Source organism: Pedobacter sp., from assembly GCF_965227205.1.
Classification (GTDB): Bacteria; Bacteroidota; Bacteroidia; order Sphingobacteriales; family Sphingobacteriaceae; genus Pedobacter.
Genome location: NZ_OZ245727.1, coordinates 1,005,082 through 1,018,449 on the forward strand (window position 1 = coordinate 1,005,082; position 13,368 = coordinate 1,018,449).

General features: G+C 39.7%; 10 protein-coding genes. 7 read left to right on the top strand and 3 right to left on the bottom strand.

The genetic code is table 11. The features are described 5' to 3' along the window. Positions 1-162 precede the first annotated feature (162 nt). The 6 genes from ACO05K_RS04315 to ACO05K_RS04340 all read left to right on the top strand — a co-directional run bounded on the left by ACO05K_RS04315 (position 163) and on the right by ACO05K_RS04340 (position 9,100). Positions 163-3,111, top strand: a complete 2,949-nt coding sequence (locus ACO05K_RS04315; RefSeq protein ID WP_421943232.1) for a SusC/RagA family TonB-linked outer membrane protein — start codon at positions 163-165, stop codon at positions 3,109-3,111. Between the two features lie 6 nt (positions 3,112-3,117). Further along, positions 3,118-4,590, top strand: a complete 1,473-nt coding sequence (locus tag ACO05K_RS04320; RefSeq protein ID WP_421943233.1) for a RagB/SusD family nutrient uptake outer membrane protein — start codon at positions 3,118-3,120, stop codon at positions 4,588-4,590. Positions 4,591-4,658: 68 nt separating this feature from the next. Continuing rightward, on the top strand, positions 4,659-6,014 hold the full coding sequence (locus ACO05K_RS04325; protein ID WP_421943234.1) for an alpha-amylase family glycosyl hydrolase: 1,356 nt from the start codon (positions 4,659-4,661) through the stop codon (positions 6,012-6,014). 31 nt (positions 6,015-6,045) lie between these two features. Beyond that, on the top strand, positions 6,046-7,884 hold the full coding sequence (locus tag ACO05K_RS04330; protein WP_421943235.1) for a glycoside hydrolase family 13 protein: 1,839 nt from the start codon (positions 6,046-6,048) through the stop codon (positions 7,882-7,884). Between the two features lie 86 nt (positions 7,885-7,970). Further along, positions 7,971-8,450 (top strand): hypothetical protein, encoded by a 480-nt coding sequence (locus tag ACO05K_RS04335; RefSeq protein WP_421943236.1) that lies wholly within the window; start codon positions 7,971-7,973, stop codon positions 8,448-8,450. 194 nt (positions 8,451-8,644) lie between these two features. Beyond that, positions 8,645-9,100 (top strand): JAB domain-containing protein, encoded by a 456-nt coding sequence (locus ACO05K_RS04340; protein WP_421943237.1) that lies wholly within the window; start codon positions 8,645-8,647, stop codon positions 9,098-9,100. Between the two features lie 371 nt (positions 9,101-9,471). On the opposite strand, the gene ACO05K_RS04345 is transcribed toward ACO05K_RS04340, so the two are convergent. Next, positions 9,472-10,923: an IS1182 family transposase gene (locus tag ACO05K_RS04345; protein WP_421943238.1), complete on the bottom strand. Its 1,452-nt coding sequence runs from the start codon at positions 10,921-10,923 to the stop codon at positions 9,472-9,474. Between the two features lie 327 nt (positions 10,924-11,250). Between ACO05K_RS04345 and ACO05K_RS04350 the strand changes: the two genes are divergently transcribed. Beyond that, a complete protein-coding gene (locus ACO05K_RS04350) occupies positions 11,251-11,715 on the top strand; it encodes a response regulator (protein ID WP_421946276.1) in 465 nt (154 codons plus the stop codon). Positions 11,716-11,950: 235 nt separating this feature from the next. Here the strand turns inward: ACO05K_RS04350 and ACO05K_RS04355 are convergent, their stop codons facing one another. Together ACO05K_RS04355 and ACO05K_RS04360 are read right to left on the bottom strand one after the other, a co-directional pair. Next, the gene (locus tag ACO05K_RS04355) at positions 11,951-12,472 is read right to left on the bottom strand and encodes a DinB family protein (protein WP_421943239.1); all 522 of its coding nucleotides are present in this window, start codon (positions 12,470-12,472) and stop codon (positions 11,951-11,953) included. Between the two features lie 37 nt (positions 12,473-12,509). Then, positions 12,510-13,364: a helix-turn-helix domain-containing protein gene (locus ACO05K_RS04360; protein WP_421943240.1), complete on the bottom strand. Its 855-nt coding sequence runs from the start codon at positions 13,362-13,364 to the stop codon at positions 12,510-12,512. Between the last annotated feature and the right edge of the window lie 4 nt (positions 13,365-13,368).

Below are 13,368 nucleotides of genomic sequence, written 5' to 3' on the forward strand. Positions count from 1 at the left end.
GTTTTAAGTATCTTATAATCAGATTATTGAATAGTTTTTTTAATTTTTATTTTTAATATTTGAAATCTGCTCTATTGCTATTTTTTCAAAACTCATCTTACTTTGATTTGCATTCGCTGAGAGCCATTTCAGCATCGCAATAACCAAATATTAACCAAAATTATGATGAGAAAAAATTACTTTTTTTACTTTTTTAAGTATGGACTGACCGTACTTCTCCTATTTATCTTCAGCATCGGATTTTCACAACAATCTGCTTTCGACGGAAGGGTTGTAGATGAAAATAATGAAGCTTTAGCTGGAGCAACTATTCAGATTAAAGGAACCAGCCAAAGAACCACAACTGATGCTAAGGGAGGCTTTCAATTAAGCAATAGCCAAAATGCTCTAACCATAATAGTAAATTACATGGGCTATGATGCTGCTGAACGCACTCTTATTGCTGGCAAACCTGTCGTTATCCAACTCAGGCCAGATGCCAAATCATTATCTGATGTTGTGGTGGTTGGATACGGTACAGCCAAAAAGTCGGATGTTACTGGTGCCGTAGCAAGTATTAACAGTAAAGATTTCAATCAGGGAGCAATTACCAGTCCACTACAGCAAATTGCCGGAAAGGCAGCGGGAGTGGTTATTACGCAGACCGGAAGTGAGCCAGGTAGTGCACCCAATATCAAAATTAGGGGTATTACATCCATTCAGGGTAACAACAATCCACTTGTTGTAATTGATGGGGTACAGGGAGATGTTGGTTTTTTAAATCAAATTCCACCAACAGAAATCCAAAGTATTGAAGTGCTTAAAGATGCTTCTGCAACAGCAATTTATGGTTCGCGTGGTGCATCAGGCGTATTAATTGTTACGATGAAAAAAAGCAGAAGCGGTACTTCTATTGAGTACAATGCCAATTCATCAGTTGATGTTGTAACCAGGCAGCTTGAGATGCTTTCAGCGGCAGAATGGTCTCGGGAAGCGGCTGCTCGTGGTATTCCTGCTTCATCGAATTTCGGGGCAGACACAGACTGGTTTGGCCTGCTTACACGTAATGGTACAACTCAAAATCATACGCTTACGCTGGGCGGAAGTAGCGATAACTTCTCTTACCGTGCTTCGCTTGGTATGGTATTACAAAATGGTATTGTGATTAATTCAGATAATCAAAGATTTATTGGTCGGATTGAAGCCACTCAAAAAGCATTAGACAATAAACTTTCTATTACTATGACTTTGAATGGCACCAATGCACAAAATAATGGAAGTCCAGGTTCTATTGGAAGGGCAGCTTTTACCTCTAATCTAATTTCTAATGCTTATATATCAAGACCAACAGATCCGGTTTATAAAGCAGACGGAAGTTATTTTACCGATCCGAATTTATTTCAGCCACTAAATGTGCTGGCTGCAGCAAATAGTATCATCAGCGAGTCGGAAACTAACCGCTTACTTGGTTCTATGCGGATCAATTATAAAATTATCAGCGGCCTTTCTGCTGAAGTATTTGGTAGCTGGCAGAAAACAAACGGAACTTCTGGTAACTATACGCCTGCAATTTCTACTGTTGCGGCAGCAATAGATCAAAAAGGTTATGCAAGTGTAGGCAATAATAATTCAGATTATAAGCTGATGGATTTTCAGCTGAATTACAGTAAAGATTTTGGCGACCACCATTTTGACGCAGCTGCGGTTTACGAATGGCAGGCACAAATGGATTCGGGTAGCGGAAGTGCAGCAAGGGGTTTTGTAAACGACTTGGCAACCTATAATAATCTAGGCTTGGGAGACTTTTCTAAAGTTCAAGCCGGTGATTATTCATCATACCGTAATCAACGCAGAACAGTTTCGGTTCTGGGACGTGTTAATTATTCTTACAAAGACAGATATCTTTTGACAGCTAATTTTAGAAGAGATGGAGCAACTGTATTTGGTGCAAACCATAAATGGGGTAATTTTCCTTCAGCTTCAGTAGCATGGAAAATAGATCAAGAGCCTTTCATGAAAAACCAGAACATCTTTACCGTATTGAAATTGAGAGGTGGTTTCGGGATTACCGGGAATCAGCAACCTTTAAACGTGTTGCAGTCGCTGCAAATTGTACAAGGATCTGGAACAGTATATTATGCCGGAAATGTGCAGACAAACTTTAGAGTTACGCAGAATGCCAATGAGGATTTGGAATGGGAGCAGAAAAAATCAACCAATATTGGGCTTGATTTCGCTTTACTTAAGGGACGTTTGAATGGAAGTTTTGACATTTATAAAAACGTTACCGATAAATTATTATACGGATACACTGTTCCTCAACCACCATTTCCAACAGGTTCAATTCAAGCAAATGTAGGTAGCATTCAAGGCAGAGGTGTAGAAATGGCACTTAACTATGATGTTATTAGCAATGCTTCAACAAGGTTAACCCTGGGCGGTAACGTAACGTTAATGGATTCTAAAGTGCTTAATCTGAGTGGCTCTTTAAATGGTGTTCCACTAATTACAAATAATGTTCCTTATGGCGGACAGAACGCTTATCTAGTGGTAGGACAAGCCATCGGCTCAATCTATATCTTACAGCATCAAGGCACTACAGCTAACGGTACGCAGGTAATTGTGGATCAGGATAAAAATGGCAGAATAGATGCAGGTGCAACAAGTCCTGATAGAATTTTTGCAGGTCAAACTCAGCCAAAATATACTTTCGCTTTTACACCGAGTTTCAGCTACAAAAACTTCGATGCATCCATACTTGTTCGCGGCTCGGGAGGAAATAAATTATTTAATGCCCTGCGTTCAAACTTAAGTTTTTTAGAGAATTTGGGGAAATCTAATCTGTTAAAATCTGCAATTGACGATAACATCTTTACCTCTGCTTATCCATTAGCTTCAGATTATTGGTTGGAGGATGGGAAATTCATCCGCTTAGAAAATGTAAACCTAGGTTACAGGATTCCTACTGCAAAATCAAAGCACATCAGTGCAATACGTTTCTCTCTTACGGGGCAAAACCTGCTGTTAATTACCAAATACTCAGGCATCGATCCGGAGGAAACCGGCGGTGACAACGGTATTTATCCAAGGGTAAGAAATATTGCTTTAGGTCTGAACATCATCTTAAAATAGAAAATCATGAAAAAATTAATAATTACAACCATAATTGCCACAGGATTGATGGCAAATAGCTGCACCAAAGTTGATGAAAATGTTTACGATAAATACACCGCTGGCCAGTTCTTCGCAGACCCAAAAGGTCCCGATATTGCATTAGCCAGTGTATATGCCCGAATGCCTCAGTTTGGTGGAGGAGATAATGGTTATTATGATACCAATAATATGTGTACAGATGAGCAGGTTGTTCCGCACAGGGTTAGTGGAGACTGGGGCCCGGAGAACGCTTGGTTATACACAAGAGCCTGGACGCCTGCATTAGGCCAAATCAATACAACCTGGAATGCCTGCTATAATTCAATTTATCTGGCTAATCTTGCTGTTGAGCAGTTAGAAAAAGGAAATGCACCAGCGGCTAAACTTGCCGAAGTAAAAATATTACGGGCATGGTTTTATTACTTATTGATAGACGATTTTGGAGATGTGCCTTTCTATACAGATAATAACATTACTACGGCTCAGTTAAAAACACAAACCAGGACACAGATTTTTAACTGGATTGTTGGTGAGATAACTGCTAATGCGGATATTTTGCCTGAAACTAAAGGCGGTGTTTTCTATGGTAGATTTAATAAATGGGCAGCATATACATTTCTTGCAAAAATGTACCTTAATGCAGGGGTTTATACCGGAACAACAAAATGGGCAGAATGTCTGGCGGCCTGTACAAAAGTGGCTTCAGGTGGCTATACTCTTCACCCCGGAACGGCAAATGCTTCAAGTCCATTAGGTAATAGATATTTTGAGCTTTTTGGAGATACCTGCCCGGATGATGAAACTATTCTGGCAATTTGGTTAAAAAGAAACGTAATTGGTAATAACGTGTTAGCTTTAAGGAGTGTAAATGGGCCGAATGGTGTTGCCATGTTTGGTTTTGCCGGATGGAACGGTACAATCGTACCTGAGGAAACTTATAATAAATATGCTTCAAACGATGTCAGAATCAAACAATTCTTGATTGGCCCTCAGCCTGGAGGTGTAACTTACACCCCAAAAGTTACCTCATTAATTAATCCTGGTGCGGGCATAACTGAAGGCGTAAGAGGGGTTAAATTTTATCCGGTTGCACCAAATGATGGTAGTGGCAGCTCAAATGATTTTCCGATATACAGGTATGCAGATGTGCTGCTTATGATAGCTGAATGTCATGTTCGTTTGGGCAATGCAGCATCGGCAAAACCATTCATCGACCAGGTGAGAATAAGAGCAGGGGTCGGAGCATTGGCTGCAAATCCTTCGCTCGAAAATATTTATGATGAGCGTGGTTTTGAACTTAACTGGGAAGGGCACCGCAGACAAGATATGATTCGATTTGGAACTTTTATGCTAGGACATGGATTAGTGCCTGCTGTAGATTCACATTGGCAATTATTTCCAATTCCGACGGCAGCTATGAATGCCAATCCTAACTTAAAGCAAAACCCCGGATACTAATCTTTTATGAAAATAAACAGGGAGAGCGAAAAGCTTAACCTGTTTATTCATAAGCCAAAAATTAACAGATGAAAAAAAACTTTTCCATACAATTTCTTGCAGTATTTAGCTGTCTGATTTTACCATTTTTAAGCCTTGCTCAGGATAAAGCCTATCCGCCTCAATATGGTAAACCCTTTAAAGGTGTTCCTGATAGGCGTGATGTTATGTTGTATCAGGTAAATACTCGTGCTTTTAGTAAAACAGGTGATTTTGCTGGCGTAACTGCTCGTTTAGATGCAATTAAGGCATTAGGTGTTAACGTGATATATATAATGCCAATATTTCCCGTTGGAAAGCTTAAAGGTGCAAATTCGCCTTATGCAACAATGAATTATGATTCAGTTGGACACGAGTTTGGTACACTCCAAGACTTGAGAAAATTGGTTGATGGAGCACACAACAGAAATATCGCGGTTATGCTAGATATTGTTGCCAATCACACCTCTTGGGATCATCCATGGATAGAAAAACCCGGATATTATCTTCGCGATAGCATCGGAAATATTAAATATCCGGAAACCTGGCGGGATGTAGCACAATTGGATTTCCGCAACCAGGAACTTCGACAATCTCTGATTCATTCCATGAAATCATGGGTTTACAAGGCCAATATTGATGGCTTCCGCTGTGACTATGCAGATGGTCCTCCGTTAGATTTTTGGAAGCAGGTAAATGATAGCTTGAAAACCATTAAAACGCATAAGCTTTTGATGTTGGCCGAAGGCAGTAGCCCTAAATACCTTGGCGTCGGCTTCGATTACTTTTTCGGCTTTAATTACTTTGGAAATCTTAAAAGCATCTTCAGCAAGAATAAATCAGTGAAGTCAATCGATGCCTTGAACGAGCGTGATTATAAAGGTGCTGCGGAAGGGCAGGCCGTAGTGCGTTACCTAACCAATCACGATGTTAACGGATCTGATGGTACCCCGCTCGATCTATTTGGTGGAAAAAGTGGTTCAATGGCAGCTTTTGTGGTTACCGCCTATATGAAAGGCATCCCAATGATTTACAATGGACAAGAAATTGGTACACCATTTCGGCTTACTTTTCCTTTTACCAGCAGGAGTATCGACTGGTCGTTGGAAGAGACTAACAAGGATGTGCTTGCAGACTATAAGAAAATTGTGTCTTTCTGGAATAAGAGCAAAGCAGTAAGAAGAGGTGCAATGATTTCTTACAATAGTGATGATGTTTGCGTATTTACTAAAACTCTTGATGGACAACAGGTACTTATTGTATCTAATTTAAGAAATAAGTCACTTGATTACAGTCTGCCAGCATCACTAGTGGGGAATTGGAAGGATGTCTTCAACGGCTCAAAAACTACGCTTAATGAGGTGGTAAATCTCAAACCATACCAATATATGGTGTTGCAAAAATAGTGCTGAATAGTAAAAAATAATCTTAATTATTATGTATAAGAAGATAATACAAGTATTGCTGTTGGCAATTTTTCTCAACGCAACACAAGCCTTAGCTAAAATATCAATTAGCAGGGTAGAGCCAGCAAACTGGTGGACAGGTATGAAAAAAACTGAATTTCAGATTCTGGTTTATGGTCCCGGAATCGGTAATTCCAAAGTAAGCCTTAATTATTCAGGGGTTACATTAAAACAGGCTGTGAAAGTAGAAAACCCAAATTATGTTTTCCTTTATGTTAATGTTGCTAAAAATGCTAAAGCTGGCACCGTACCCATTACTTTTTCTGATGGTGCTGAAAAATTTGTATATAATTATCCGCTTAAAAGCCGTACGGATAACAGTGGCGCTTTAGGATTTGATGCTTCAGATGTATTGTATCTGATAACGCCAGACAGGTTCGTTAATGGAAATACACAAAATGATAACTGGGACAGTGTTTTGGTTAACAGAAAGAGTCCAAACGCCCGTCATGGTGGCGATTATGAAGGGGTTAAGCAGAAGCTTGATTACATGAAAGATCTTGGAATCACAACCGTATGGCTAAACCCTATCCAGGAGAATAAAATGCGTGGTGGTTCATATCATGGATATGCAATTACTGATTTTTACCAATCTGATCCTCGTTTTGGAAGCAATGAAGAGTTTAAAGCCCTAACCAAAGTTACCCACGATAAAGGCATGAAAATGGTAATGGATATGGTGCTGAACCACTGCGGAAGTTCGCATTGGTGGATGAAGGATTTACCATCTAAAGACTGGATAAATAATAACGGTGTTTTCCTTCAAACCAATCATGCAACGGTTTCTGTGATGGATGTTCATGCTTCAGAAACCGAACGTAATACATTTCTGAATGGATGGTTTACCCGTGGTATGCCGGATTTGAACCAAAAAAATCCGCATTTGGCAACTTACCTCATTCAAAATAGCATCTGGTGGATAGAGTATGCCCGTATTGACGGCATCAGACAGGATACTTACTCTTACATGGACTTTGATTTTCTGGCAAGATGGAACAAAGAGGTGTATGATGAATATCCTAATTTTAACATCGTTGGAGAAACCTGGTACAACAAAAAAACTTCACCAGCCTGGTGGCAGGCAAATTCTATATTGAGTAAAAAAGATCCCCATTTAAAAACCCCGATGGATTTTTCACTCACCTTCGCCATGCAGAAGGCATTTGATGGAGAAGCCGATAATGGTTATTTGGGCGATCTCTTTGAAGATGTTGCACAGGATTTTGTATACGCAGACCCATACAATGTTCTTACTTTTCTAGATAATCATGATCTCGGTCGTTTTAGCAGGAAAGAAGATAAAGACTTAAAAAGGTATAAGCAAGGGTTGGCATTTCTATTAACCATGCGTGGTATTCCTCAGATATATTATGGTACAGAAGTATTGATGGTGGGTACAAAAGAAGATGGTGACGGACGCTTACGTGTTGATTTCCCTGGAGGATGGCCTGATGATAAAAAAGATGAATTTACAAAAACTGGAAGAAGCGAATTGCAAAATGAAGCTTGGGATTATTTACAGAAACTACTTCAGTGGCGGAAAACTAGTGCCGCAGTAACGGGTGGTAAAATGATTCATTATTCACCAAAGGATGGTTTGTATGTGTTTGGTCGTATAAAAGACAACAAAAAAGTATTGGTTATTCTCAACAGCGGTTTAAAAGACCAGTTATTGAAGTTAGATAGATTTAGCGATGTTATCAACGGATTTTCTTCTGGAAAAGACGTCATCTCCTCAAAAGAGTTTACGCTTAATCAGGCAATTTCAGTTCCAGCTAAAGGTCAGTATATTTTAGAGTTGAGTAAATAATTTTTGATGTGAAAGGCTTCAGGTAAAACAGATTTTAAGTTGACAGAATATTAAGTGGCGAATCGAAGCCGCCCTTAAATTTGGTTATGAGCAATGGGTCTGCCGGATGGCTGACCCTTGTTGTTTATGCTAATTTTTGCTTCCAATTAAATTATATAATTCATAGTGTTAGACAAAGTTCTTCAATAGCTGGAGCTCTTAGAGGGGTTGATATTGATTTAACATTTCAAGTATCAAATGCTGGCAACCGAATCGAAGAACTGTACAAGTTAGAGGTCCACATACATAGTAAGGTACTTCGTGCGAATACACAATATAAAAGCCGAATGAGGGATGAGGGGGCATTCACGATATTTAGCTTTGCCAATACTAGCCCGCTATTTCAAGGTGAAACTACCTCTTTAGCCAAAGTCGTTATTAGCTTAAATTCAAATAACATCTCATTGTTGCTACACCCGTTGACAGTTAACTTGTATTATTCCAATGGTTCTAAGAAAAGAACATTTCACATTGATAATGAAATCATCGTTGCAGGTGTAGCTATGAAGGATTGGGTATGGAAATAGACTAAAAATGAATGAGGTATGTGAAAGTATATCTATCCAAATATCCACAAATTTAAGCTTGTCCACCCAATACGCTTAAAGGAACTACGGCATAAACGCTCATGTAGCCCTCGTACAGCCCATTTATTCCGTTCCTCCTTTGCTTAATTGGTTTGAAAGCTTGATACAAGTGCCATATTTAAATAGATACAACTATGGTACAAGAACAATTTAAAGTAGCTGAAGTTCAAGTAAGCTACAAAGCAGATTACAAGGCTCAGGAACGACCTCAAATTAACAGCTCTAACGATGCCTACTGCATCCTTTTACAGCATTGGAAGTTAGGTAGTATTGAGTTGTTGGAGGAGTTTAAAGTGATCCTAATGAATACTAACAATAGGGTTTTAGGGATTGTAGATATCTCGGTTGGTGGAGTTAGTGGAACGTTAGTTGACCCAAGAATAATCTTTGCAGTAGCATTGAAAACTAACAGCAGCAAGATTATACTAGCACATAATCATCCAAGTGGTAACCTTAATCCAAGCAACGCTGATTTGAAGATAACACAGAAGTTGAAAGAAGGTGGTAAGCTGTTGGAGATTGAGGTTTGCGATCACATAATTATTACATGCGACAGATACTATAGCTTTGCTGATGAAGGCATGATGTGATTGGCGCGCGCCAAAACGCGCCAAATAAAAAGTAAAAATTTAGTAAACACGGTCTGTCGACTTGAGAAAGTTAATAGCTATCTTTGAAAGAGTAGCAGTAGTCTACTGCCATGAAAACCGCCTTTAAATAGGTTATAGCTTGGTTTCAGCGCATAAAAAAAACCTCCAGTTTTCACGAGGGCACTGAAAAAGTAGACTTAAAAATGGTCTATAAAAAGATTAGCGGATGGGTAGGTTATAAGATCTCCATCCGCTTTTTGTTTTTTGAGTATTTTTATATTTTTACGGGGCCCAATCTATTGAGATTTCTCGCCGAATTCTGGTATTTTATGGTTGTTTTTAGGATATTTTGTGGCAATGATGATCCCGCTTTAGAATTTGAGGATTCTTTTAAGATTAACTACGAATATCGCAAGTGCACCTTGCATTTTCATGCTTTCCAGGCCATAAGAGTTCGCTCTGTCATATCCATGAATATTTTTCAATTCACTATTTTTCGCCTCAATTTTATATCTATGTTTTGATTTCTCCCTAAAGTACTCGCTTTGTTGGAATATTTCCTGTTCTTTATGCTCATCTGGTTTTATGGCGACCGAATACGTCCTGCTTTTGGCTTCGGGTTTGTAGCAGCCATCTCTTAGCGGGCATACTTTGCATTTTTCGGTATCGAAATAATAGGTCATTGACTGATTGCTCTTATCTACCTTTTTGCCCTGCACCCGTTTATACATAGCCAGGTGCCCTGCGGGGCATACGAACATATCTGCATCTTTATTGTAATCAAACTTTTCTTCCTCTTTTCTGGTACCATGAGTAATAGCAGGGTTCATCCTGGCAACTATCTTAACCTTATTTCCGTTCAAACCCTTAAGCTTAAGGTTGTTCTTGCCAGCATAGGCTGCATCACCTATAATAGTATCCACCTCCATTCCGTTTGACTGTGTCTGACCCAATAATTTTGGTAGCTCAGGACCATCTCCTTTCTCTCCGGAGGTAACAACAGCTGCTGTTATGATACGCTCCTCTGTCATTGCCAAATGAGTTTTGTAACCAAAAAAGCTACTATCAGCGGTTTTGTGTCCGACTCTGGCATCCATATCTTTGGATAAGGTGTAGTTATCCTGGGTATCTTCTACTGTTTCTTTTAAGAGGTTTAGCTTCTCTTTCACTGCAGGAATTTCACTTAATGCTTCATCAGACTCGATAAGTTTTTGTAACTCCTTGCAGTATTCTATTTCTTTAAGAATATCATTTGAATCATTTTTCTCAGGCATCTGACCCTTGAAGTCATCATCCATTAGGTACACTGCTTTTCGAAGCAGTTTTGAGCGTTGCCTGAGTACTTCAATAGGTGAATATGGATTGGATCTGGAAAGTGAATGTGTCGCATCGACAATGATGGACCTGGATTTAATAATGCCTTTTTCCAATGCAAGGGAAACAGTTTTACCAATTAGAAGGTTTAAAAGATCCATGTCCTTGAGGCGGAGCTTTCGGAACTTGGTCAATGAGCTTGAATTGATCACATCCTCCTCCGGGGACATCTCCAGGAAATATTTGAAGGACATATCATAGCGGGAACGTTCTACCACATCAACATCTGAAACCGTATAAATTGTTTTCAGCAATAAGTATTTAAACATGCGTACCGGACTCTCAGCATTACGCCCGTTGTCCGGGCAGTATTTATCCAGAAGCTCATCATATATAAAACCAAAATCTATAAGCTCATTAATCTTGCGCAGTAAGTTCTCTTTGGGAACAATCAGGTCATAAAGCCTGGAAAACTCGCTAAACTGGATTTTTTGTTGTTGAAGAAGCATCTTAAAAGCAGTAATAATATACCTTTAAAATACAAAAAAAGGAGCAGAAAAACTAGTTTTCTACTCCTTTTGTCCTTTTCAATTAGGGGACTTTTTCAGTGCCCTCGTTTTCACTGAAGGGTTGTGGGCCCAGCTGGGCTCGAACCAGCGACCAAAAGATTATGATTCTTATTGCTTGTGTTCTTAATGTACTGTTATTCAGTATTTTATTGGGTGTTTTTGTGGTTTTATTAAGTATTTATTAAGCGATGCGTTGTCAAAAATTTACTTAATAATTACAGTTTGACTTTTAGGAGTAAGTTTTCATCACTTGTATATGTCTAATCTATTTTTGATGAACCTGATCAGGATCCCCAGGTTTTGCTGAGGGTGGAATGGTTACTGAACCAACACTGGATCATTGTGGAGAAAGTGGAGAGTGCCACAGCGCTGTATACAGCAGTTGGCTTATTTCGCCCGGATTTAATTATCATGGAGATAAGTCTCGGCCATCTTGACGGGCGTTCGGTCTGTAATGATTTGAAGAATGCCGCGCAGACCGCCCATATCCCCATTATATTGCTCACCACGATGACCTACCAGGAGATCGTCGAAATCCCATGTGCGGCTGATGCTATCATTGGAAAGCCATTGAATGAATTCAATTTAATGCGAACCATATCAGACCTGGTTTCCTGCTCAAACGAGGGTCTGTCAACAATCAATCAAGTAGAGTCTGTGCGCTTAAGTTTGGTCGATAATGTTTGCGACACATCTATTTGCCAGTCTCTTGATGCATATTCCAGTAAATAAACTGGTTTTAAGTATGCGCCATAAGCAGTATTCAAACCTTTCTTTTCTTTCGCTTTATGGATCAAGCAATCAGACTGGTAAAAACTGGACGGCAAAGACTGATGTTTTTAATTTTTATTCTATTTCGCTGCAAATTCAGAAATATTATGACTGCACGTGCTTGATTACATGCAGTCATTGATCAATATAACCGGTTCTGAATGAACCGGGTGGGATGATAACCTGTTCAAAACCATCAGACAGGTTCTGCCTTCCCTTCGTTATGATGAAGGTGATAAAAGGTGAATAGATCCGTGTTCGATAAAAGTGTAAAACCCGCTTGCCTTAACATGGTAACCATTTGACCACGATGATAGCTGGAATGGTTGACCATATGTGGAAAAGTCCTCCAAAACGACATTTGCGCAATTTCGCCGTTTGGCTTTGAAATACTGACCAAATCCTGGTAGTTTTTTTCCGGATATTTTTCAATAAATTCCTGAAGATTGGCGGATGTCATCCGCCAGATATGGATGAGGTCTTTTTTCGATCCCTCAAATCCTGCGCTCAGGTAGACAGGGGAAGGCGCACCCGTCCAGAAGTCAAGCCAGATTTTTTCCGCGCTGACAATATGTAATGCTGTGTTCCTGATGCTATTGAAGCTGTTGGATATTTCCTGATTCCACTGCTGGTCATTGATTTCTGTAACCCAATCAATGGCCTTGTTATCTGCCCAGCAAAGGTAGTCTGCCATTTCCATAAAATATTTTTTGTTCATCTTCTTGATTTTTATATCATCAAAGGTAAAACGGAATTTATGGAAGCGACATGGATTGATGGTCAAAAAGTGTTGCTGAACGTTCAATTTTCTCCTGGTATTTTTTTGGTGTGGTGCCGTGGATCGCTTTAAACGCCTGTATGAAGCTTGACAGATTCTGGTATCCCAGTTCACCATATATCTCGCTGGCTTTTTTGCCACTGTATCCCAGCAGGTAAAGTGCTTTTTCCATTCTTTTCTCCAATAACCACTTTTTTGGTGTGGAGGCATAAATCTCATGAAAACGCCTCTTAAATGTTGAAACGCTCATGTGGCACAAGAAAGCCAGGTCCTCTACACTTGCAGTACGGTCAGTGACGGAATTGACGGCTTGGTGGATAAGCCGTTCATGATCTACCATTACCTTGGAATTTCTGAATTGATTGATTACTTGAGGATAATGTGAATAAAGATGTAAAAGCAGTTCTTCGAGCTTTAAATGGTTCATCTCAGCAGAGGGAGACCTGCCGGCATCAAGCATCAAAGCAAGCGATTCAATAAAGTTGACCAAAAAGGCATCCTTTTCAAAGACCACGAAAGGATGGTCATGTTTATTCGAAGCGATTTTGAGCGCCGCGGAGTGGCGGCCAAGAAAATCCGTTAACAACTCTTTATCAAAAAAAAGAAGAATGCTTCTGTATTGACCGCCGCTGGAAGCAGTTTTCTCGCTCATCAGGCAGTTTCCAGTAGAGAGCAACATGAATTGTTCCGGACTTATGGTCTCTTGCTTGCCTGCATAGGAGACCCGTTTGCCACCTTCCAAAAGAAAAGTGAAAAGATGCTGCTCGAGATTGATTCTGCTGTTGACACTGGAAGCATCAGTGTGGTATCGAATGATGGATACTTCTTTCATCTTG

Bases quoted from the DNA above. Each gene is read 5' to 3' on its own strand.
- ACO05K_RS04360 (WP_421943240.1), bottom strand. From the start codon at position 13,364: ATGAAAGAAGTATCCATCATTCGATACCACACTGATGCTTCCAGTGTC.
- ACO05K_RS04345 (WP_421943238.1), bottom strand. From the start codon at position 10,923: ATGCTTCTTCAACAACAAAAAATCCAGTTTAGCGAGTTTTCCAGGCTT.
- ACO05K_RS04330 (WP_421943235.1), top strand. From the start codon at position 6,046: ATGTATAAGAAGATAATACAAGTATTGCTGTTGGCAATTTTTCTCAAC.
- ACO05K_RS04320 (WP_421943233.1), top strand. From the start codon at position 3,118: ATGAAAAAATTAATAATTACAACCATAATTGCCACAGGATTGATGGCA.
- ACO05K_RS04325 (WP_421943234.1), top strand. From the start codon at position 4,659: ATGAAAAAAAACTTTTCCATACAATTTCTTGCAGTATTTAGCTGTCTG.
- ACO05K_RS04315 (WP_421943232.1), top strand. From the start codon at position 163: ATGATGAGAAAAAATTACTTTTTTTACTTTTTTAAGTATGGACTGACC.
- ACO05K_RS04355 (WP_421943239.1), bottom strand. From the start codon at position 12,472: ATGAACAAAAAATATTTTATGGAAATGGCAGACTACCTTTGCTGGGCA.
- ACO05K_RS04340 (WP_421943237.1), top strand. From the start codon at position 8,645: ATGGTACAAGAACAATTTAAAGTAGCTGAAGTTCAAGTAAGCTACAAA.
- ACO05K_RS04335 (WP_421943236.1), top strand. From the start codon at position 7,971: ATGAGCAATGGGTCTGCCGGATGGCTGACCCTTGTTGTTTATGCTAAT.